The 20946-nt window shown below is 63.7% G+C and carries 21 protein-coding genes; 10 read left to right on the top strand and 11 right to left on the bottom strand.

The genetic code is table 11. The features are described from left to right. Positions 1–55 precede the first annotated feature (55 nt). The 5 genes from acnA (at position 56) to ACODS1_RS15660 (ending at position 6628) form a co-directional block, all read left to right on the top strand. Positions 56–2797, top strand: a complete 2742-nt coding sequence (gene acnA, locus ACODS1_RS15680; protein ID WP_489086388.1) for an aconitate hydratase AcnA — start codon at positions 56–58, stop codon at positions 2795–2797. 178 nt (positions 2798–2975) lie between these two features. After that, positions 2976–4541 (top strand): methyl-accepting chemotaxis protein, encoded by a 1566-nt coding sequence (locus ACODS1_RS15675; RefSeq protein WP_489086387.1) that lies wholly within the window; start codon positions 2976–2978, stop codon positions 4539–4541. A 301-nt stretch (positions 4542–4842) separates the two neighbouring features. Continuing rightward, positions 4843–5526, top strand: a complete 684-nt coding sequence (locus ACODS1_RS15670; RefSeq protein ID WP_489086386.1) for a DUF4145 domain-containing protein — start codon at positions 4843–4845, stop codon at positions 5524–5526. A 127-nt stretch (positions 5527–5653) separates the two neighbouring features. Next, entirely contained in the window at positions 5654–6016 is a 363-nt protein-coding gene (locus ACODS1_RS15665; RefSeq protein WP_489086385.1) for a VOC family protein, read from the top strand. Positions 6017–6091: 75 nt separating this feature from the next. Then, complete coding sequence (locus ACODS1_RS15660) at positions 6092–6628, top strand: DinB family protein (protein WP_489086384.1); 537 nt, start codon at positions 6092–6094, stop codon at positions 6626–6628. Positions 6629–6632: 4 nt separating this feature from the next. Here ACODS1_RS15660 and ACODS1_RS15655 read toward each other — a convergent pair whose 3' ends face one another. The 6 genes from ACODS1_RS15655 to ACODS1_RS15630 all read right to left on the bottom strand — a co-directional run bounded on the left by ACODS1_RS15655 (position 6633) and on the right by ACODS1_RS15630 (position 12571). Beyond that, entirely contained in the window at positions 6633–7829 is a 1197-nt protein-coding gene (locus tag ACODS1_RS15655; protein ID WP_489086383.1) for an N-acetylmuramoyl-L-alanine amidase, read from the bottom strand. Between the two features lie 209 nt (positions 7830–8038). Beyond that, positions 8039–8746: a type 1 glutamine amidotransferase gene (locus tag ACODS1_RS15650; RefSeq protein WP_489086382.1), complete on the bottom strand. Its 708-nt coding sequence runs from the start codon at positions 8744–8746 to the stop codon at positions 8039–8041. A 79-nt stretch (positions 8747–8825) separates the two neighbouring features. Continuing rightward, positions 8826–9188, bottom strand: coding sequence for a ribonuclease E inhibitor RraB (locus ACODS1_RS15645; protein ID WP_322979028.1), 363 nt, complete (start codon positions 9186–9188; stop codon positions 8826–8828). A 233-nt stretch (positions 9189–9421) separates the two neighbouring features. After that, the gene (locus tag ACODS1_RS15640) at positions 9422–10183 is read right to left on the bottom strand and encodes an SDR family oxidoreductase (protein ID WP_489086381.1); all 762 of its coding nucleotides are present in this window, start codon (positions 10181–10183) and stop codon (positions 9422–9424) included. Next, entirely contained in the window at positions 10180–11112 is a 933-nt protein-coding gene (locus ACODS1_RS15635) for an alpha/beta hydrolase (protein ID WP_489086380.1), read from the bottom strand. Before ACODS1_RS15635 ends, ACODS1_RS15640 begins: the two co-directional genes overlap by 4 nt. Next, the gene (locus ACODS1_RS15630; RefSeq protein ID WP_489086379.1) at positions 11096–12571 is read right to left on the bottom strand and encodes a flavin-containing monooxygenase; all 1476 of its coding nucleotides are present in this window, start codon (positions 12569–12571) and stop codon (positions 11096–11098) included. The genes ACODS1_RS15635 and ACODS1_RS15630 overlap by 17 nt, the downstream gene beginning before the upstream one ends. 104 nt (positions 12572–12675) lie before the next feature. Between ACODS1_RS15630 and ACODS1_RS15625 the strand changes: the two genes are divergently transcribed. From ACODS1_RS15625 to ACODS1_RS15615, 3 genes are all read left to right on the top strand, one after another. Continuing rightward, positions 12676–13695 (top strand): AraC family transcriptional regulator, encoded by a 1020-nt coding sequence (locus tag ACODS1_RS15625; protein ID WP_489086378.1) that lies wholly within the window; start codon positions 12676–12678, stop codon positions 13693–13695. Positions 13696–13930: 235 nt separating this feature from the next. Then, positions 13931–14809: a DNA-3-methyladenine glycosylase family protein gene (locus ACODS1_RS15620; protein ID WP_489086377.1), complete on the top strand. Its 879-nt coding sequence runs from the start codon at positions 13931–13933 to the stop codon at positions 14807–14809. A 3-nt stretch (positions 14810–14812) separates the two neighbouring features. Further along, positions 14813–15310 (top strand): methylated-DNA--[protein]-cysteine S-methyltransferase, encoded by a 498-nt coding sequence (locus ACODS1_RS15615; protein ID WP_489086376.1) that lies wholly within the window; start codon positions 14813–14815, stop codon positions 15308–15310. A gap of 5 nt (positions 15311–15315) precedes the next feature. Here the strand turns inward: ACODS1_RS15615 and ACODS1_RS15610 are convergent, their stop codons facing one another. The 5 genes from ACODS1_RS15610 to aroC form a co-directional block, all read right to left on the bottom strand. Continuing rightward, entirely contained in the window at positions 15316–15873 is a 558-nt protein-coding gene (locus ACODS1_RS15610; protein WP_489086375.1) for a histidine phosphatase family protein, read from the bottom strand. Then, entirely contained in the window at positions 15870–16061 is a 192-nt protein-coding gene (locus ACODS1_RS15605) for a PLDc N-terminal domain-containing protein (protein WP_099523075.1), read from the bottom strand. The genes ACODS1_RS15610 and ACODS1_RS15605 overlap by 4 nt, the downstream gene beginning before the upstream one ends. Positions 16062–16122: 61 nt before the next feature. After that, positions 16123–16662 (bottom strand): acireductone dioxygenase, encoded by a 540-nt coding sequence (locus ACODS1_RS15600; RefSeq protein ID WP_489086374.1) that lies wholly within the window; start codon positions 16660–16662, stop codon positions 16123–16125. Positions 16663–16678: 16 nt separating this feature from the next. Beyond that, entirely contained in the window at positions 16679–17839 is a 1161-nt protein-coding gene (locus ACODS1_RS15595; RefSeq protein ID WP_489086373.1) for an MFS transporter, read from the bottom strand. Further along, positions 17836–18927 carry a chorismate synthase gene (aroC, locus tag ACODS1_RS15590; RefSeq protein WP_489086372.1) on the bottom strand — a complete coding sequence of 364 codons (1092 nt, stop codon included), beginning with the start codon at positions 18925–18927 and terminating at the stop codon, positions 17836–17838. The genes ACODS1_RS15595 and aroC overlap by 4 nt, the downstream gene beginning before the upstream one ends. A 124-nt stretch (positions 18928–19051) precedes the next feature. On the opposite strand from aroC, the gene ACODS1_RS15585 reads away from it, so the two are divergent. Beyond that, entirely contained in the window at positions 19052–20044 is a 993-nt protein-coding gene (locus ACODS1_RS15585; protein WP_489086371.1) for an alpha/beta hydrolase, read from the top strand. Positions 20045–20080: 36 nt separating this feature from the next. After that, positions 20081–20875: a hypothetical protein gene (locus ACODS1_RS15580; protein ID WP_489086370.1), complete on the top strand. Its 795-nt coding sequence runs from the start codon at positions 20081–20083 to the stop codon at positions 20873–20875. Positions 20876–20946: the final 71 nt, after the last annotated feature.

Genomic DNA, 20946 nt, shown 5'->3' with positions numbered 1-20946 from the left:
ACGCAATATTGCCAACGCAGGTAGTTTTTCAACGGCATGCTAAAGGAGACGTGCAATGCCCTCCCGCAATAGCCTGAACTGCCGCCGCGAGCTGAAGATCGGCGACGCCACCTACCACTATTTCAGCCTGCCGGAAGCCGCGCAGCGCCTCGGCAACATCGACCGCCTGCCCAAATCGCTCAAGGTGCTGCTGGAAAACCTGCTGCGCAACGAAGACGGCCAGACCGTAATGCCGCAAGACCTGCAGGCCATGGTCGACTGGCTGGACAAGCGCGCCTCCGACCGCGAGATCCAGTACCGCCCGGCGCGCGTACTGATGCAGGACTTCACCGGCGTGCCGGCGGTGGTCGACCTGGCCGCCATGCGCGACGCCATGGCCAAGGCCGGTGGTGACCCACAACGCATCAACCCACTGTCGCCGGTGGACCTGGTCATCGACCACTCGGTGATGGTCGACCGCTACGCCTCCTCCAGCGCCTTTGCCGACAACGTCGAGCTGGAAATGCAGCGCAACGGCGAGCGCTACGCCTTCCTCCGTTGGGGCCAACATGCCTTCGACAACTTCAGCGTGGTGCCTCCGGGCACCGGCATCTGCCACCAGGTCAACCTGGAATACCTGGCCCGCACCGTATGGACGAAGGAAGAGGACGGTATCACCCTCGCCTATCCGGACACATTGGTCGGCACCGACTCGCACACCACCATGATCAACGGCCTCGGCGTACTCGGCTGGGGCGTCGGCGGCATCGAGGCGGAAGCGGCGATGCTCGGCCAGCCAGTGTCGATGCTGATTCCCGAGGTGATCGGCTTCAAGCTCAGCGGCAAGCTGAAAGAAGGCATCACCGCCACCGACCTGGTGCTCACCGTCACCCAGATGCTGCGCAAGAAGGGCGTGGTGGGCAAATTCGTCGAATTCTACGGCGACGGTCTCGCCGACCTGCCGCTGGCCGACCGCGCCACCATCGCCAACATGGCCCCGGAATACGGCGCCACCTGCGGCTTCTTCCCGGTCGACGACATCACCCTCGGTTACCTGCGCCTGTCCGGCCGCCCGGACGCCACCGTGCAACTGGTCGAGGCCTACAGCAAGGCCCAGGGCCTGTGGCGCGAACCCGGCGACGAGCCATTGTTCACCGATAGCCTGAGCCTGGACATGGGCAGCGTCGAAGCCAGCCTGGCCGGGCCCAAGCGCCCGCAAGATCGCGTCGCCCTCGGCCAGGTTCATCAGGCCTTCGACGACTTCGTCGGCCTGCAACTCAAGCCTGCGGCCAAGGAAGAAGGCCGCATGCTCAGCGAGGGCGGCGGCGGTACTGCCGTCGGTGGCGACCAGCAGAGCGGCGGTATCGACTACGAAGACGACGGCCACACTCATCGTCTGCAGGACGGCGCCGTGGTAATCGCCGCCATCACTTCCTGCACCAACACCTCCAACCCCAGCGTGATGATGGCTGCCGGCCTGCTGGCCAAGAAGGCGGTGGAAAAAGGCTTGCAACGCCAGCCCTGGGTGAAAAGTTCGCTGGCGCCCGGCTCCAAGGTGGTCACCGAATACTTCGACGCAGCTGGCCTGACGCCCTATCTGGAGAAACTCGGTTTCGACCTGGTGGGCTACGGCTGCACCACCTGCATCGGCAATTCCGGGCCGCTGCGCGCCCCCATCGAAAAGGCCATCGCCAAGGCCGACCTCACCGTCGCCTCGGTGCTCTCCGGCAACCGCAACTTCGAGGGGCGCGTGCATCCGCTGGTGAAAACCAACTGGCTGGCCTCGCCGCCCCTGGTGGTGGCCTATGCCCTGGCCGGCAGCGTGCGTATCGACCTTACCCGCGATGCCCTCGGCACCGGCAAGGACGACCAGCCGGTGTATCTCAAGGACATCTGGCCGACTCAGGCCGAGATCGCCGACGCCATCGCCAAAGTCGACACCGCCATGTTCCGCAAGGAATACGCCGAAGTCTTCGCTGGCGACGAGAAATGGCAGGCCATCGCCGTGCCCAAGGCCGATACCTATGCCTGGCAAGGCGATTCCACCTACATCCAGCATCCGCCGTTCTTCGAGAACATCGCCGGCGATCCGCCGCGCATCACCGATATCCGCGATGCGCGCATCCTCGCCCTGCTCGGCGACTCGGTGACCACCGACCACATCTCGCCAGCCGGCAACATCAAGGCCGACAGCCCCGCCGGGCGTTACCTGAGCGAACACGGCGTGGACAAGGCCGACTTCAACTCCTACGGCTCGCGCCGCGGTAACCATGAAGTGATGATGCGCGGCACCTTCGCCAACATCCGCATCCGCAACGAGATGCTCGGCGGCGAGGAAGGCGGCAACACCCTGCACGTACCCAGCGGCGAGAAGCTGGCGATCTACGACGCAGCCATGCGCTACCAGGCCGAAGGCACGCCGCTGCTGATCATTGCCGGCAAGGAATACGGCACAGGCTCCAGCCGCGACTGGGCGGCCAAGGGCACCAACCTGCTGGGGGTCAAGGCGGTGATCGCCGAGAGCTTCGAGCGCATCCACCGCTCCAACCTGGTGGGCATGGGCGTGCTGCCGCTGCAGTTCAAGCCGGGCACCGACCGCAACAGCCTGAAACTCACCGGCCAGGAAGTGCTGGCCATCGAGGGTTTGGAAGGCGTGGAACTGCGCCCGCATATGCCGCTGACGCTGATCATCACCCGCGAAGACGGCCAGCATGAGGAAGTCGAAGTGCTGTGCCGCATCGACACCCTGAACGAGGTCGAGTACTTCAAGGCCGGCGGCATCCTGCACTACGTGCTACGCCAGATGATCGCCAGTTGATGCTCTACCCTGCCGCCACGCGGCAGGGTCACGCACCGTCGGGCCAGGGAAGGCCGATGTCGTGACAAAAATGTGACGTCATTCAAAAAGCGATTACACTCGCGAAAACGGACTCTGCCCCTCAACTTTACCGTCAGACGGTCGATTTAAAGGGGCATAACAACGACGGACACTTGCCATGCGTAACAACCAACCGGTCACCCAGCGCGAGAAGGCCTTTCCATCGCAACAGCGGCTGATCTCCACCACCGACCTCAAAGGGCAGATCACCTACTGCAACGAGGCCTTCGTCGAGATCAGCGGCTTCTCTCGTGAGGAACTGATTCGCGCGCCACACAATCTGGTTCGTCACCCCGACGTACCGCCGGCCGTGTTCGACCATATGTGGACGACCCTGAAGAAGGGCCGGCCGTGGATGGGCATCGTCAAGAACCGTTGCAAGAACGGTGATCACTACTGGGTCAACGCCTACGTCACGCCCATCACCGAAGGCGACAAGGTGGTCGGCTACGAGTCCGTGCGGGTCAAACCGACCGCCGAGCAAGTGCGCCGCGCCGAAACGCTGTACGCCCGCATCAATGCCGGCAAGTCCGCCATTCCGGCCAGCAACCAGTGGTTGCCCATCGTCCAGGCCTGGATGCCCTTCATCCTAGTCAGCCAGATCGGCTTTCTCATCGGCCACTGGATGGGCAGCAACTGGGGCTTCATCCTCGCCGCCTGCCTCTCCGTGCCGCTCGGCCTGGCCGGCATCGCCTGGCAGACCCGAGGCATCAAACGCCTGTTGCGCATCGCCGAACAGACCACCTCCGACCCGCTGATCGCACAGATGTACACCGACAGCCGCGGCGCCGAAGCGCGCCTGGAAATGGCCATGCTCAGCCAGGATGCGCGGCTGAAAACCTGCCTGACCCGCCTGCAGGACACCGCCGAGCAACTGACCCAGCAAGCCCGCGAAGCCGACAAGCTGGCGCACAACAGCTCCGCCGGCCTCGAACGCCAGCGTAGTGAGACCGAACAGGTCGCCACCGCCGTCAATGAAATGGCCGCCACCACCCTGGAAGTGGCCAGCAACGTCGCCCGTACCGCCATCGCCACCCAGGAGGCCAACCGCCTGACCGGCGAAGGCCGCTCCATTGCCGCCGAGACCCGCGAAGCCATCCAGCGCCTGTCGCAGTCGGTGGGTGACACTGGCGAAACCGTGACCCGCCTGGCCCAGGACAGCAACGAAATCGGCGGCGTGGTCGACGTGATCAAGGGCATCGCCGACCAGACCAACCTGCTCGCCCTCAACGCCGCCATCGAAGCCGCGCGCGCTGGCGAGATGGGCCGCGGCTTCGCCGTGGTGGCCGACGAGGTTCGCTCGCTGGCCCAGCGCACCGCCGAGTCCACCGAACAGATCCACGGCCTGATCGCCAAACTGCAACGCACCGCCGAAGAAGCGGTGATGACCATGGAAATCGGCCGCAAGCAGGCCGACGAAGGCGTCGAACGGGTGCTGCAAGCCGACCAGGCCCTGGCCGGCATCAGCGACGCCGTGGCCAATATCACCGACATGGCCAACCAGATCGCCGCCGCCGCCGAGGAACAGAGCGCCGTGGCCGACGAGATCAACCAGAACATCACCACCATCGCCCAACTGGCCGACCAGACGGCAGGCGAAGCGCAGAACACCGCCAAACTCAGCCAGGCCCTGACCGGCACGGCGCAAGGGCAGTATGCGTTGGTGGAGCGGTTCAACCGCTGAAACGAAAGGCGCAGCGGTTTAACCGATGCGCCTTCCTCTCCCCGCCCTGCTTTTGGAGAAGCGAGCTTGCTCGCGATCTTCTCTACACCCCTTCGAGCCATAACAGTCTACGCGTAATTGCCACTTACCAGCACTTGTCCGAGATGGTGTATAACCTTCCAAACACCTGAGCGCCTCGCTAATTCCCGCGAGCTAGAGAAGTATCTTGAAAAAGGCTAGGAAGGTTATCCATCAAAGCCACACGCAGGGCATGCATCATTTGGTGTCTATTTATAGTTAGGCATTACTGCTAGGACTCCCCATGGGAAACATAGAAAGAACATTCCTACTAGAAAACAACGTTCCTGGAAAATACAAATTTGTCTGCCGAGAATGCAGCAGAGAAACAACGCACATTATCGTTGCCGCTTACAATGAAAGCGGCAGTCAAGACTGTGGCCACGGAAATAGCTACGACTGGAACAAGGCCAACCAAATTATTCAATGCCAAGGTTGCGAGGCAGTATCTTTCAGGGTCGAATCAACAAACTCTGAAGACTATGATTATGACTGCGAAAGCAACACCAAATATGACATTGAGACAATAAAATTCTATCCAGGCCGGTCAGCAGGATTAAAAGCCATTGACAGCTACCTGTTACCACTGAACGTTCAAGACATCTATAAAGAAACAATTCTTGCAATTGAGAATGAACAGAACATCCTTGCCGGCATAGGGATTAGAGCTCTAATTGAAACAATATGTAAAGACCTTGAGGCCACAGGAAAAGATCTTTACAACAAAATAAATTCCCTACAAGAACAAGGCATCGTCACTAAAGAGGGAGTTGAAACACTGCATAAACTTAGAGTACTCGGCAACGACGCAGCTCACGAAGTAAAAAAACACAATCAACAACAATTATCGCTAGCCATCCAAATAATCGAGCACATGCTAGACGGCACATACATAATCCCTCACAAGGTTGCGCACGTTCTCAAATAACGGCTAACAAATGTAGAAAAATGGGGAAGGTGCAGATTTATTTACAGCACAGCGCCACTAGCGAGTAGCCTGGGTAGAACACCACGAACCCCAGGAGTAACTTTCTTTCACTGCCAAGGAACCCGGCATGCCCGCTCACGAAAAGATCAACTACGTCGAATACCCCACCCGCGACCTGCCCGCCACCAAGGCCTTCTTCCAGGCTGTTTTCGGTTGGCGCTTCACGGACTACGGCCCCGATTATGCGGCCTTTGCCGACGAGGGCCTGGATGGTGGGTTCTTCAGTGCCGAGATGTCCGCGCGCAGCGACAACGGCAGCGCGCTGATCGTGTTCTACAGCGCGCAGTTGGAAGACACCCTGGCCAAGGTCGAGGCTGCGGGTGGGGCGATCATCAAACCGATCTTCGCCTTCCCCGGCGGTCGGCGCTTTCACTTCGTCGAGCCGGGCGGCAATGAGTTTGCCGTGTGGTCGGAGCCAGCCGCGAATTAAGCGCGCAGCTGTATCTGTCGATGCATCCGCCGCCGATGCATGCTGTTGCCTTTCATGGCTGAAAAGGAGCAGATCATGCAGCGCAGCGAACATGTGCAGCAGATGGCGGCTTATAACACTTGGATGAACGAGCGGCTGTACGAAGCTGCGCGCAGTCTTCCCGACGCGGAGCTGGCGGCTCAGCGCGGCGCCTTCTTTGGTTCGATCTTGGGTACGCTCAACCATCTGGTCGTCGCCGACCGTATCTGGCTCGGGCGTTATGCCCGGCATCCCGCCTGCACAGAGGTGCTGGCGCCAATCGAACGGATCACGCCCGCTGCGCGTCTGGATCAGCCCATGGCCGACGACATTCGCGCGCTGGGCACGTTGCGCGCGGAGCTGGACGAACTGATCACATGGCTGGCGCAACACCTGACCGAGGCCGATCTGGACAGCACCCTCGCCTACCACAACACCAAGGGCATCGCCGCGCAGAAGAACTTCTTCGCCCTGCTGATGCACCTGTTCAACCACCAGACGCACCATCGCGGGCAAGCCACGACCCTGTTGCAACAGGCGGGTGTGGATGTAGGCGTGACCGATCTGCTGGCGCTGATAGCGGACGCGCCCTGAGTCTTCAGGCCTGCTGCTTGGCCGCCATTGTGGCGATCAGGCTGCCGGGTGGCGGGCGCTTGCGGAAGTAACCGTCTACCCCGGCGAAGATAGCGTCGGCCAGGTTGCGCTGGTGGCGGGCGTCATGCAGGCGCTGGCAGTCGCCGGTATTGGAGATGAAGCCGGTTTCCACCAGGATCGACGGCACCGCAGCGGACTTGAGCACGGCAAAGCCAGCCTGCTCGACCCGCGACTGGTGCACGCCCGCCACCGAGCCCAGCCGCTGCAACACCTGATGGCCCAGATCCAGGCTGGTGGAAATGGTGGCGGTCATGGACATGTCCAGCAGCACGCCGGCCAGCATCGGGTCGCTCTGTTGCATCGCCGCCGGCAAGCCACCGCCGATGAAATCGGCTTCGTTCTCGCGCTGGGCGATCCAGCGCGCCATCGACGAGGTCGCGCCGCGCTCGGACAGGGCGAACACCGAAGCACCGGAGGCGGTACGCCGTGGCGCGGCATCGGCGTGTACCGAGACGAACAAGTCGGCGTTGAGGCGCTGTGCCAGTTCGGCCCGCTTGCGCAGCGGGATGAATACGTCGCTGCTGCGCGTCAGGCGCGCCTTGTAGCCCTTCTGTGCGTTGATTTTCCGAGCCAGCAGGGTGGCGATCTGCAGGGCGACGATCTTCTCCTGCTCACCCTTGGCGCCGAGCGCTCCGGGGTCTTTGCCGCCATGGCCAGGGTCGATCACGATCAACAGGTCGCGATCAGTCGGCCGCCCCGCCGGCTGCGCCTGGCTGGCAACGGCCGGGCGCTGGCTCACCACTGGGGTCGAGGCAGGCAATTGCAGTTGCAGAGTCGAACCGAGATTCTGCAGCGGCGGGATTGCCGCAAGGGCCTTGGCATCGATCAGATCCAGCACGATGCGCAGATCACCGCTCGGTGTCAGCCCGCTGCGCAGCGCAGTGATCGGCGTGCCGGCAAGGGGCAGACCGTCGAGCGCTGCTGCCAGCGTGGCGTTGTGCAGGTCGATCACCAGCCGCGGTGGCGCGTCGAGGCTGAAGCTGTTGGCCTTGACCGGCCCGGAGAGTTCGAGTTGCAGAAGGGTTTTGCCGCCCGCCTGGTGGATGCCGACACGGCGCACGGCCTGGGCGGCCTGAGCGCGGAGCGAGACCGGCAAGGCCAGGCCGGCGAGTAGCAGTTGCAGCAGTTTTCGTCTGTCCATGCAGGTTTCACAGCCTGAATGTGCGGGTGATCAGGGCTGCCCTACTCGGGCCGGGACGGTGACCGAGGAAGCGCCTTCGCAAAAACGCAACTTTATAACATCGTTATCAAAAACGATACGTTCAAGCTGAACGTCTGCTAAACGAGCTTAAGCCTTTGAAAAGAAACACTATTCACCAGAACGCTAGATACCAACGCAAGCAGTCGGCCTCAGAGCCCGGCCAAACTCAACCAATGCGCATAGAAGCCTTCGGCCACCTTATTCAGCGCCCTCACCTTCTGCGCCAGCTGCGCGCGCATTTGTTCGAGGCTCTGCTGGCTGGGCTGACTCGGGTCGAGCAGGTGCGACCAGTCCGTCAGCCATTGTTCGATCAGGGCTTCGGTCATCTCCGGATGGCCCTGCAAGGCCAGTACCCTGTCACCCCAGGCAAAGGCCTGGTTGGCGCACCAGCGGCTGGAGAGCAACGGTTGCGCGCCCTCGGGTATGGCGAAGGTATCGCCGTGCCACTGAAAGATTTCTACCTGCTCCGGCAGATGCGCGAGCCATGGGCTGGCCGCTGCAGCAGGCAGACGCTGCAGGGGCTGCCAGCCGGATTCGGTGTAAGGCATGCGCGAGACCGACGCACCCAAGGCGCGGGCCAACAACTGACCGCCCAGGCAATGACCGATGACAGGCACATCGCGGGCGATCAACTGACGCAGCGCCTCGATTTCATCGGCAATCCACGGCAGCGGGTCGTTGACGCTCATCGGCCCGCCCATCACCGCGACAGCCTTGGGCCGTTGAAGGTCATAGCCCTGCAACTCGCCGAGGTCGACGCGCAGCACGTCATGCGCGATGCCACGGCGACGCAGCACCTCGGCCAAGTGCGCCGGCGGGCAGTAATCGATATGAGTGAGGATGAGAACGTCAGACATGCCGCGCAGTGTGCGCGACGCTAGAGGGTAAGTCGAGCGCGCGAATCGGCCTGGCAAAGGCCGATCCGCACAACTATCGCTATCTTGCTGGTTGCTGTAGATCCGACTTGCTGGGCCGAATCTCCTGAGTGACACCCCAACCGTCGAGCATGCCCCCCAGCGGGGCGACGATGGACTCCAGGTTCTGCTCGAACGCGCCGATACCGGCCTGGGTGGCATACATCACTTTGCTGATCTGCAGGTGCCAGATCCCGTCCTCACGGGGCGTGACCTGAGCGTTGAGCGATTCGCCGCGAAACTGTCCGGCTACCATCCGTGCCCGCTCCTCATCGGGGAAGATGGCGTAGAACTCGATGGGGTGAAACTGGGCGAAATCGAAACCGCCCTCCTTCATCCGGCGCAGCACCGAGGTGCTGGCATCTTCATGCAAGGCTGTGCTCATGAAACGACTCCTCTCAGGCGATGGATGGATGTTCCCATTGCAACCGCTCATACCGAGCGGTGGCGCGGCTGCCAGAGGCGCCGCCCCGAGGATCAAGCTGAACTTGAAGTGTGTTCCGAAGCGCAACGACGACCGCCCGGCGAAAAATCCGGACGGTCACTTACAGGCTAGACGCTATCTGCGAAGTTCGTCCACTCACCGTGCAAGAAGTCGGCGAGCCAAGACAGACGGCATCAGGGTCGGCTCAGCCAAGCCATCAGTGCACGGGTAATAACCGCAGGTGTGATCTGCCCGAGGGCATGAAGCAGGCCGAACTGCACACCGACGGTACGGTGTACGCGATGGTTCTGTACCTGCTGCCAGGCAGCCTCGGCAATGTGCTCGGCCTGCAGGCGCACGCCCATGCGCCGAATGATTGGTGGACGCACGGCCTGGCTGGCGACCATCGGCGTATCGACGAACGGCGGCATGAGATCGCCGACGCGAATGCCGTGAGCGCGCCACTCCAGCTCCAGCGCCTCGGTAAGCCCGCGCACGGCGAACTTGCTGGCCGAGTAGCTGGCCATCAACGGTACGCCGTACAGCCCCGAGGCCGAACCCATGTTGATGACCTGTGCGCCCTGCGCGGCCTTCAGGTAGGGAAAAGCCGCATAAGTCAGATTGAGCAGGCCCAGCACGTTGATCTGCAGCAGGCGCTGGTGTTCTGCCAGGTCGATGCTCTCGAACGCGCCGGTACGCAGGATGCCGGCACCGTTGAACAGTACGCGCAGCCGCCCGTCATGCAACTGGCAGAACGAGGCTAGCGCCTGGCCGACCGCCTGGGCATCAGTGACGTCCAGCACCCGACACCAGACGCCACCCAGCTCGTCGGCCAGGCGGCCCAGCGCGGCGCCATCCACGTCCAGCAGACCGACCTGCCAGCCACGGGCATGGAACAACCGAGCCGTCGCCGCACCGATACCGGAGGCCGCTCCGGTGATGAGAATGTTGTTCATGGCCAACCCCGCTCGTGGAGAAAGTCGACAGCCCGGCCAATGGCCTGATCAGCCGCCTGCAGCAGCCCGACATGGGCCTGGAAGACGTGCCATAACTGCGGATAGCGCTCCAGACGCACCTCGACGCCGGCAGCATGAGCGCTGGCGGCGAGGCGCAGGCTGTCGTTGCGCAGCACCTCGTCCTCGCCCACCTGCAGCAGGGTCGGCGGCAAATCACGCAGATCGGCATAGAGCGGCGATAGCGCCGGATCGCCAGGCCTGATGCCCTTTGGTACGTAGAGATCGACGGCCTGCTCGAGCCAACGCGGATGGATCAGCGGATCACCCGCGTCCGGCTGGTGCAGTTGCTCGCAGGCAAGATCGGTAAAGGGCGAGAAGCACAGCAGTGCGGCCGGTGCCGGCAGGCCAAGTTCGCGGGCTCGCAGACACGCGATCAGGCACAGGTTGCCACCGGCCGAGTCTCCGGCGAAGGCGATCTGCTGCGCGGCGTAACCGGCCTCGAGCAGCGCGCGATAGGCTGCCACGGCATCATCGCGCGCTGCCGGGAAGGGATGCTCCGGCGCCAGGCGGTAGTCCAGCGCGCAGACCGCGAAACCGCCGCGGCTGGCCAGATGCGCGCAAATGGCGCGATGAGTGTTCGCCCCGCCGACCATGAAGGCACCGCCATGCAGGTACAGCAGCACCCGGCCGCTGTCGACCGGCGGGCGATGCCACTCGCAGGGCCGTCCAGCCAAGGCTTCGGCCGTGCGCTGCACCTTGGCCGGCAGCAGCGTGGCGAACGTGAGCAGGCGCAAGACCAGGCGCTGCCCGGCCACCGGCATGGGCGGCCGTACCAGGCCACGAAACAGCAGACGCAGCAGACCGCGCAGCACCAGGCGCAGCACCTTCTGGCCCGGGATGGGCGCGACGAACTCAGCGAACGCAGTCATAGTCGGTCAACTCCGGCATGCGCGTCTGCTGACGGTAGGTGAAGGTGTATCCCGGCCAGTTGTTGGTGTGCTTTCCGGCTGCCGTCTGGTACCAGCTGTGGCAGCCCTGTGCCCAGATGGTGCGCTGCGTTTCGGCCTGCAGATGCTGGTTGTAGCGCCGCTGCGCTGCCGGCTTGAGGTCGAGGTAGCGCAGCCCCTGCCCGCGTAGCGCCCGCAGGCAGCCCAGCACATAGGCGAACTGGCTCTCCAGCATGTACAGAATCGAGTTGTGACCGAGGTTGGTGTTCGGCCCGTAAAGCAGGAACAGATTGGGGAAACCGCTGACGCTAATGCCCTTGTAGGCCTCTGCGCCGTCCTGCCAGGCCTGGTTCAGTTCCAGGCCATCGAGGCCACGAATACGCATCGGCGCGAGGAAATCGCTGGCGGTGAAGCCGGTGCCGTAGATCAGCACATCACACGGATGCTCACGACCGTCGGCGGTCACCAGGGCGTTCTCGCGCACCTCGCGAATCGCCGTATCGACGATCTCGACGTTGCCCTGTGCCAGCGCCGGAAAATAATCATTGCTGATCAGGATGCGCTTGCAGCCCATGGGGTAATCCGGCTGCAAGCGGGCACGCTTGGCGGCATCGGGCATCTGCCGCTGCAGGTGGTCGGTAAAGCGCCCACGCATCAGGCGCAACAGCCAGGGCCACTGTACGAAGGCCACCGCACGCGCTTCATGATGCAGATACTGCAGCAGGCGCACGCCGCGCTGCAGCCAGGGCAGACGGCGCATCAGGGCGATTTCCCAGGCGTGATAGGCGCGATCCGGCTTGGCCAGCACATAGGCCGCCGAACGCTGGAACAGGCTCAGGCTGGCCACCTTGGGCTGGATCTGCGGCACGAACTGGATCGCCGAAGCGCCGGTGCCAATCACCGCCACGCGTTTGCCGGTCAGGTCGAGGTCATGGCGCCAGCGTGCCGAGTGAAAGGCCTCGCCACGGAAATGCTCCAGGCCGGGCAGTTTCGGGTAGGCCGGCCGATTGAGCTGGCCGCAGGCACTGACCAGCGCCTGCGCCTCGATCACCTCGCCGTCCGCCAGCTCGACACGCCATAGGGCGCGCTCAGCATCGAACTCGGCACCGAGCACTTCGCTGTTCAGGCGGATATGCTGACGCAGCCGGTGCTTCTCCACGCATTGCAGGATATAGCCATGGATTTCCGCCTGCGGCGCGAACTTGCGCGACCAGTCGTACTTGGGCTCGAAGGAAAAGGAATAGAGATGTGAAGGCACGTCGCAGGCGGCGCCCGGATAGCTGTTGTCGCGCCAGGTGCCGCCGACTTCGCCGGCCTTTTCCAGCACCAGGAAGTCTTCCTCACCGGCCTTGCGCAACTGCATGGCCAGGCCCAGACCGGCAAAACCGCTGCCGATGATCAACACGCGCCAGGGCGCGTTCGTACGGGGGTTGTTGTTCATTGTGGTCTCCCCGACCCGTTTATGGCGATGAGCAGATGCTACTTGCGCCCCCACACTCAGGTTATGGCATAGTCGGCCAGGATATTGTGATTTTCGGACAACCTATGTCAGCCCCCTGGCCCGCACGCCGCAGCATCATCAGCATCCAGTTGCTCACTCAGTTGGGGCTCGACCTTGGCCTGAGCCTGGACAGGTGCCTGCAGGAAACAGGGCTCAGTCCCCTGCAGTTGGCCAGCCTGCATGGGGAGATCGAAGCACATCGCGAACTGCAGTTGATCGCCAACCTGATCGAGGCGCTACCTGCGGTCAGCGACCTGGGCCTGCAGGCGGGTCGGCGCTACCACCTGACCACTTATGGCGCCTGGGGTTACGCGATTCTCAGCAGTGCCACGGTGCGCCAGGCCGCCGAGCTGGGCTTGCGCTATCACGGCCTGACCTATGCCTTCACCCGCATCAGCCTGAGCGTGGATGATGCCGTGGCCAGCCTGAGTTTCGACGACAGCGCCCTGCCCCCGGCGCTGCATGATTTCATCGTGCAGCGCGACATGCTCGGCGCCCTGGTGGTCGTGCGTGAATTGCTCGGCAGCTCGCTGCAATTGCTGACCGTGGAACTGCGCCAAACGGCGCCGGCTGATATGGCACCGTTCATTGCCGCCTTCGGTCAGGCGCCGCGCTTCGGTGCACCTTGCAATCGCATGGGCTTCGCCGCCGAGCTGCTGGACGCCCCACTGCCACGGGCCAACCCACAACTGGTCAGCGCCTGCGAGCAGCAGTGCCAGGCCTTGCTGGCGCGCCATCAATGGCATCAGGGCCTGGCCGGGCGGGTGCGCCAGTTGCTGTTGCAGTCGCCGGGGCAGATCGCCGATATGGAACAGGTCGCGCAGCGTCTGCACCTGAGCAGCCGTACCCTGAGGCGCCGCCTGATCGAAGAAGGCACCAGCTTCCGCGCGCTACAGGATGAAGTACGCCAGGCCCTGGCCGAAGAGCTGCTGGCAGGCGGCGGCCTGAGCCTGGAGGAAATTGCCGAGCGTCTGGGTTATGGCGAGCTGTCGAACTTCATCCACGCCTTCAAGCGCTGGAAGGGCATGACGCCGGGACGTTATCAACGGGGGGCGATGGTGTAACCGATGGTTCTGGTGGACTGTTCGCTGGCGCTCCTGAGTCCACCCTACGGATGGTTTGCATTCCGATCCACCCTACGAGCTGGAAAGGCATGACGCCGGGGAGTTAGATGTAGGGCGTACCGGGACGCCGGCCGCTCGGAAGCAGTACGCCATCATGGAGTGGTCGCGGGCCTGCCGAGATTTGAAAGTCATCTTCACGCTGACAAGCCGCAAGCACCGCGCTAGGGTGCCAGCCATGAACATCATCACGCTGCTTCTGCCCTACCAACCGCCCTGGCACTGGCAACAGTTCCATAGCCATTTCGCCCTGCGCGCGATTCCCGGATTGGAGTCGCTGAACGCGGGCAGCTACAGCCGGGGTTTCAGCATCGACGGCACACCCGGCTGGTTCCGAGTTGCACCGCTGCCAGGACAGAACGCGCTGGAGTTGCGCTGTCGCCTGGCCTCGCCCGCGCATCTCGATCAACTCGAACGACGCGTGCGGCGCATGTTCGATCTCGACAGCGATCCCGAAACCATTGCCTTGCACCTGAGCGCTGACGAGCTGCTCGCGCCACTGCTGCTGCGCAATCCCGGCCTGCGCCTGCCGGTGGCGTTCGATCCGTTCGAGCAGGCGGTTCGCGCCATCGTCGGTCAGCAGGTCACGGTAAAGGCGGCGGTCACCATCGTCGGGCGCCTGGTGCAACGTGCCGGTACGCCAATCGAGACGCCGGAGACACTAGGCATCAGCCATCTGTTCCCCTCGCCGCAAGCGCTTGCAGAAGCCGATCTGACCGGCATCGGCATGCCCGGCAAGCGTGTGCAGTGCCTGCAGCACTTCGCCGCGCGCATCGCCGATGGCAGCCTGAAGCTTGATCTGGAAGAAGGCAGCCTGGCGCTGATCGAGCGATTGTGTGCCCTACCCGGCATTGGCCCGTGGACAGCGGAGTACATCGCCCTGCGCGCGTTCGGTGAGGCCGACGCCTTTCCCGCAAGCGACCTAGGTCTACTCAAGGCGCCAGTGTGGGGAACGGAAGGTATCGACGTGCGGCGCCTCAAGGCTCACGCCGAGGCCTGGCGTCCGTGGCGCGCTTATGCGGCGGCGCATCTTTGGCACAACTATTCGGGAGGCTGATCCATGCATTACCGCTACCACGACAGCCCGGTCGGCCCGCTATTCCTGGCGGCCGATGAGAGCGGCCTGCAACTGCTGCTGATGGAGCTGGACAGCCGGCCCTGGCACATCGAGGAGGACTGGCAGCCCGCCGGCCGTGAGCTGGACGCTGTATGCAGCCAACTGGACGAATACTTTGCCGGCAAGCGTCGCCAGTTCGAAGTGCGCCTGGCGCCCAAGGGCACGGCATTCCAGCAGGCGGTCTGGCAGGCACTGCAGGCCATTCCCTATGGACGCACCTGCAGCTATTCCGAGCTGGCCAGCGTCATCGGCAGACCGCAGGCCGTGCGTGCGGTGGGAACCGCCAATGGCGCCAACCCGATCTCCATCATCGTGCCCTGCCACCGCGTGATCGGCCGTGACGGCAGCCTCATAGGTTACGCCGGCGGCCTGCCACGCAAGCAGCAATTACTGGAACTGGAAGGCGTGTTGCAGCCGGCGCAGGCGCAACTGGCTTTGTAGCCCTCTCAGGGCGCAGGTATACGTGCCAGTGGCTGAACCCGAGGGCGCAGCGGTAAAGGCAAAATCAGACCCTCGCCCGAAGCGGGAAAGATGCCGGTCAGGGCAGTGATATTGACCTGATGGGAAACCAGCACCAACGGCGCACCCGCAGGCAGCTCATTGATCTGGCGAATCAGCTCGGCGGTCTGCTCGCTACCTTCCTCTGGCTGACCAAAGAACGAATCCAATGCCGGGAATGGCTGTACCGGGCCGCGCTGCATGTTGCTGGCCGTATCCTGCGCGCGGCACCAACGACTGCTGAGAAGGCGTGGCCGCCCGATCCCCTGACTCGCGAGCAACTGGCCCCAACGCCGGGCCTCGGCACGCCCTTGATCGTTCAGGTTGCGCTGGGTTTCGCATTGTCCCAGGCGAAAGTTCGCCGGATCGCCCGTACCTGGCGCCGTGGCATGGCGCATCAGCAACAGCGCCCGGCCCTCGCGCAGCGCCTGCCAGGCGTCGGCGTTGTCTGCTGCCACACTGAACAGCGGCAGCAGCACGAGGGCCAACAGCCATAGGCGCTTCATATCCTGACGTTGCCGCGCGGCCCCATCAGCGCCCAGATGATCAGGCCGACCACAGGCAGCAGCACGATCAGCAGAATCCATAGAATCTTGATGCCGGTCTCGGCGCTGCTCTTGATCACGTTGAGGATGGCCCAGATATCCAGGGCAAGGATGACCAGGCCAATCAGGCCATTGAACATGGAACCCATGACGACACTCCTGTCTGAGAAGTTGCCTTCATAGGATAGTCAGCGACCGGCGCCGGTTCCCTCAATCACCGAGGCGGGCAAAACGGCTGGCGATATCGTCATCGGTGCGCACAGGCGCTTGCTCGCTCGCGCTCAGGCGCACCACCAGCGCATGCGGCTCCTCGCCCAGGTCGAACCAGTGGCGCGTGCCGGCCGGCAGATTCAGCAGATCGCCGCGCTCACCACGCAGGACATAGACGTAGTCATCCAGGCGCACACTGAGCTGGGCGAAACCACCGATGAACAGCCAGGCACTGGCGCTCGCCTGTGCCTGCTCGTCGAGATGGCGCGCGCGCAGCTCCAGCTTCTGCGGATGATTGCGCTGCAGGTTGAACAACTCCTGCTGCACATGGCCTTCCTTGCTCATCAGCGCCTGCAGCCACAGGCCATAAGCCGCATCGAACTCGGCCTGTTCGCAGCCGGGGCGCAATTCGGCCGGCAACTCCACCTGGCGATAGTCGATGCCCACCGCCGCCAGGGTGCTGGCGATATCGTCGGCGTGGTTCAGGACCTTGTTCGGCAGTTCCGGAGCGGTGTGCAGATGGACGGCGAGGCTGCTCATGACGGATTCACTCGATTCAGGGCCGCTCAGGCGGCAAGCGGGTGGCAATGATGAAGGCGGCCAGCAAGGCTACCAGACTGGCGATGGCAAACGTCCAGGCCGGGCCCAGGCTCTTCCAGCTGTAGCCGGCATACAGCGCGCCGAAGGCTCCGCCGATCCCGGCCAGGCTGACATACAGTGCCTGGGCCTGGCCCTGCTGGCGGTCGGCGAAACTGCGCTGCACGAAGTGAATGCAGGCGGCATGGAAGGCGCCAAAGGTAGCGGCGTGCATGCACTGCGCCAGCAGCAGCACCGGCAAGTACTGAGGCAGATTGCCCAGCAGCAACCAGCGCACGGCGGTGATCAGGAAGCTGGCCAGCAATACCGCACGCAGCGAATAGCGCTGCAGCAGCCGCGCCATGATCAGAAACAGCAGAATCTCCGCGACCACACCCAGCGCCCAGAACAGACCGATGGCGCCGCGACTGTAACCGACGCCCTCCAAGTGCAGGGTCAGGAAGGTGTAGTACGGGCCATTGCTCAACTGCATCAGCCCGACGCTGAGGTAGAACGCGAGGATGCCGGGGCGGCGCAACTGGCGCAGAAAACCCGCCGACTCTGGCGTGCTCGGGCGCAGCAACGGTTGCGCATTGGGCACCCAGAAACTGCTGACGACGATACCGGCCATGATCACCAGCAACGCTGCCGGGTAGGCATCCAGGCTCAGCCATTCGAACAGCAGGCCGAGGCCGACCACGGCAACGATGAAACCGATGCTGCCCCACAGGCGGATCTGGCTGTAGCGCGCCGCCTGCTCGCGCAGGTGAGCCAGGGTGATGACCTCGAACTGCGGCAGCACCGCATGCCAGAAGAAGGCGTGGGTGGCCATGATCAGCGCCAGCCAGGCGTAGCTCTGGCTGAAGAAGATGCCGGCGAAGCAGACCAGGGTACACAGCGCGCCGAAGCGCACGATCAGCAGGCGCTGACCGGTGTGATCACCCAGCCAGCCCCACAGGTTCGGTGCCAGGCAACGCATCAGCATGGGAATGGCGATCAGCTCGCCGATCCGCGCCGGGGAGAATCCCAGGTGATCGAAGTACAGCGCCAGGAACGGCGCCGTACCCCCGAGCAGGGCGAAGTAGAAGAAGTAGAAGCCGGACAGCCGCCAGTACGGCAGGGCCGCGCCCGCCCGGATCACAGTTGCGGCAGCACCGGCGTGGCGACGCGCACATCGGCGTTCTGCCCACGGTGGCGCAGCAGGTGATCCATCAGCACGATGGCCATCATCGCCTCTGCAATCGGCGTGGCGCGGATGCCGACGCACGGGTCGTGACGGCCCTTGGTGATCACGTCCACCGGGTTGCCATCGACATCGATGGAGCGCCCCGGCGTGGTGATGCTGGAGGTCGGTTTCAGTGCCAGATGAGCAACGATCGGCTGGCCACTGGAAATGCCACCGAGGATGCCGCCGGCGTTGTTGGAGAGGAAACCTTCCGGGGTCAGCTCGTCGCGGTGCTCGGTGCCGCGCTGGGCGACGCAGGCAAAGCCGGCGCCGATCTCCACGCCCTTGACCGCGTTGATGCTCATCAGCGCATGGGCCAATTCGGCGTCGAGGCGGTCGAAGATCGGCTCGCCGAGCCCCGGCATCACCCCTTCGGCAACCACGGTGATCTTCGCGCCGACCGAATCCTGGTCACGACGCAGTTGATCCATGTAGGCCTCGAGTTCCGGTACCTTGTCCGGGTCGGGGCTGAAGAAGGCGTTCTGCTCAACGCTGTCCCAGGTCTTGAACGGAATCTCGATGGGGCCAAGCTGGCTCATGTAGCCACGGATGACGATGCCCTGGCTGGCCAGGTACTTCTTGGCGATGGCACCGGCCGCCACGCGCATGGCGGTTTCGCGCGCCGAGCTGCGGCCGCCACCACGGTAGTCGCGCAGGCCGTACTTGTGGTGATAGGTGTAATCGGCATGGGCCGGGCGGAACAGATCCTTGATCGCCGAGTAGTCCTTGGACTTCTGGTCGGTGTTGCGGATCAGCAGGCCGATGGAGCAGCCAGTGGTCTTGCCCTCGAAGACACCGGAGAGGATTTCCACCTCGTCGGCTTCCTGGCGCTGCGTGGTATGGCGGCTGGTGCCCGGCTTGCGACGGTCGAGGTCGCGCTGCAGGTCGTCCAGGGAAATCTCGACACCGGGCGGGCAACCGTCGACGATGGCGACCAGCGCCGGGCCATGGCTTTCGCCAGCGGTGGTGACGGTGAACAGCTTGCCGTAGGTATTGCCGGACATGGGAAGGCGCTCCGCGAGATTCAGCATCGGCCTGCCACTGCGCAGGCCCGATTCACAAGGTGGGCGAGTATACCTGCCACCTACTTGCAGTTCACCCCGAACCTTGTCCAGCCGAACGCGTCCAATGCCAACCTGCCACTACCCTGCCCTCATCATGCTGCGAGCCCTGCTCTTGTCCCTCACCCTGATCACCGGCCTGGCCCAGGCCAGCACCACCCGGCAACTACCCATCAGCCTCGATACCGACCAGGGCACCCTGTACGGCAGCCTGCTGGTGCCAGAGAGCGACAAGCAGGTGCCGGTGGCGCTGCTGATCGCCGGCTCCGGCCCCACCGACCGCGACGGCAACAACCCCGAAGGCGGCCATAACGATGCACTGAAGAAGCTGGCCCAGGTGCTGGCGCGCAACGGCATCGCCAGCCTGCGCTACGACAAGCGCGGCGTGGCCGCCAGCCGTGCCGCGACGCCGGATGAGAAAGACCTCAGCGTCGAGCGCTACGTGGCTGATGCAGAAGGTTGGGCCAGGTTGCTCAGGGACGATCCACGCTTCGACCGCCTGATTCTCATCGGCCATAGCGAAGGCGCGCTGATCGCCAGCCTGGCCGCCCCTGGCAGCCAGGCCGATGCGCTGGTGTCGATAGCCGGCCCCGCCTACCCAATCGGTCAGGTGCTGGACATGCAATTGGCCATGCGCCTGCCGCCGCCTCTGTTGGCCGAAAGCCGGCACATCCTCGCCAACCTGATTCGCGGCAAGCTGCAGCCGCAAGTACCGCAAGAGCTGCAAGCGATCTACCGGCCCAGCGTGCAGCCCTACCTGATCAGCCTGCTGCGCCAGGATCCGGCGGAGAATTTCGCCGCACTGCAGATGCCCGCGCTGATCATGCAGGGCACCCATGACGCGCAGGTCAGCCCGGACAACGCCGAGCTGCTCAAGCAAGCCAAACCCGATGCCGAGCTGGCGCTGATCCCCGGCATGAACCATGTCATGCGCATCACACCGGCTGCCTGGAACGAACAGGTAGCGTCCTACAACGATCCAAAGCTACCCTTGGCCCGTGCGCTGGGCGAACGGATAGTTGCCTTCATTCGCTCCAGTGCCGAGGAAAACGGTCGATAACTGATTTGACCACTCCAAGACGCGCACAGGACGCCCATGAGCGAGAACCCAGCCCCGGAGGCCCAAGCCACCGAAGCCGCCACAGCAGACGAAACGCCCGTCGCGCATCCCTGGGCTGATCTGCCTGCCGAGCAGTTCAGTCTGCTGCGCCTGGCGCCACTGCCGATCGACCGTGAAACCGGGCCTAGGCCGCTGCGTTTCGTCCAACTGGGGCGCGTGGAGCGTCATGCCAAGGATCTGAGCATGCTGCGTCTGACCCTTCAGGTACCGGGTCAGCGCCTGCATCGGCAGCAGAATCTGCTGGAAGTCTGGGCCGACCATCAGCGCAAGGAAGTCCGCTTCGGCCCGGACAAGGGACTGAGCGTGGAGCCGGTCAATCGCGGCCTGGGGCGTTTCCTCATGGCTCAGGGCATCGCCTGGGCACGCAAGCAGTTCGCCCATTACAGCGTGGAGGGTGGCGCACTGCCGACCAAAGACAACTTCAACGAAGCGGCTCGCGCCCGCCGCGATCACGCCGTCAAGGCGCAGGGCTTCACCATCGAATACAGCGATCCGCTGCAACTCAAGCCCTTCTACAGCGCGCCACGGGTCAGCTCGTTGCATGGTGACTGGCATGCCGAGAAGGTGCAGATCGTCGAGTTGCTGGATGCCGCCGCGATGCTGCAGCAGGCCGACCAGAACCTGCAGGAGCAAGACGCTGCGCTGCGCAAGCTGCAGGATCGGGTCGACCGCCTCAAGCGCGAGGACAGCGGCCTGCGCTTCACCATCACCTGCCTGGTGGCCTTCAGCCTGTTTCAGGCGGGGTTGCTGATCTGGATTGCCACGCGCTGATCCATCGCGGAGCGGCGGACTGTTCGCTTCGCTCCTGAGTCCGCCCTACGCCCGCACCCGCAATGTAGGAG

It is taken from the genome of Pseudomonas sp. FG29 (assembly GCF_057809355.1).
Note: the sequence above shows the minus strand (reverse complement) of the source record. Positions and strands in the feature narration are given on the sequence as shown.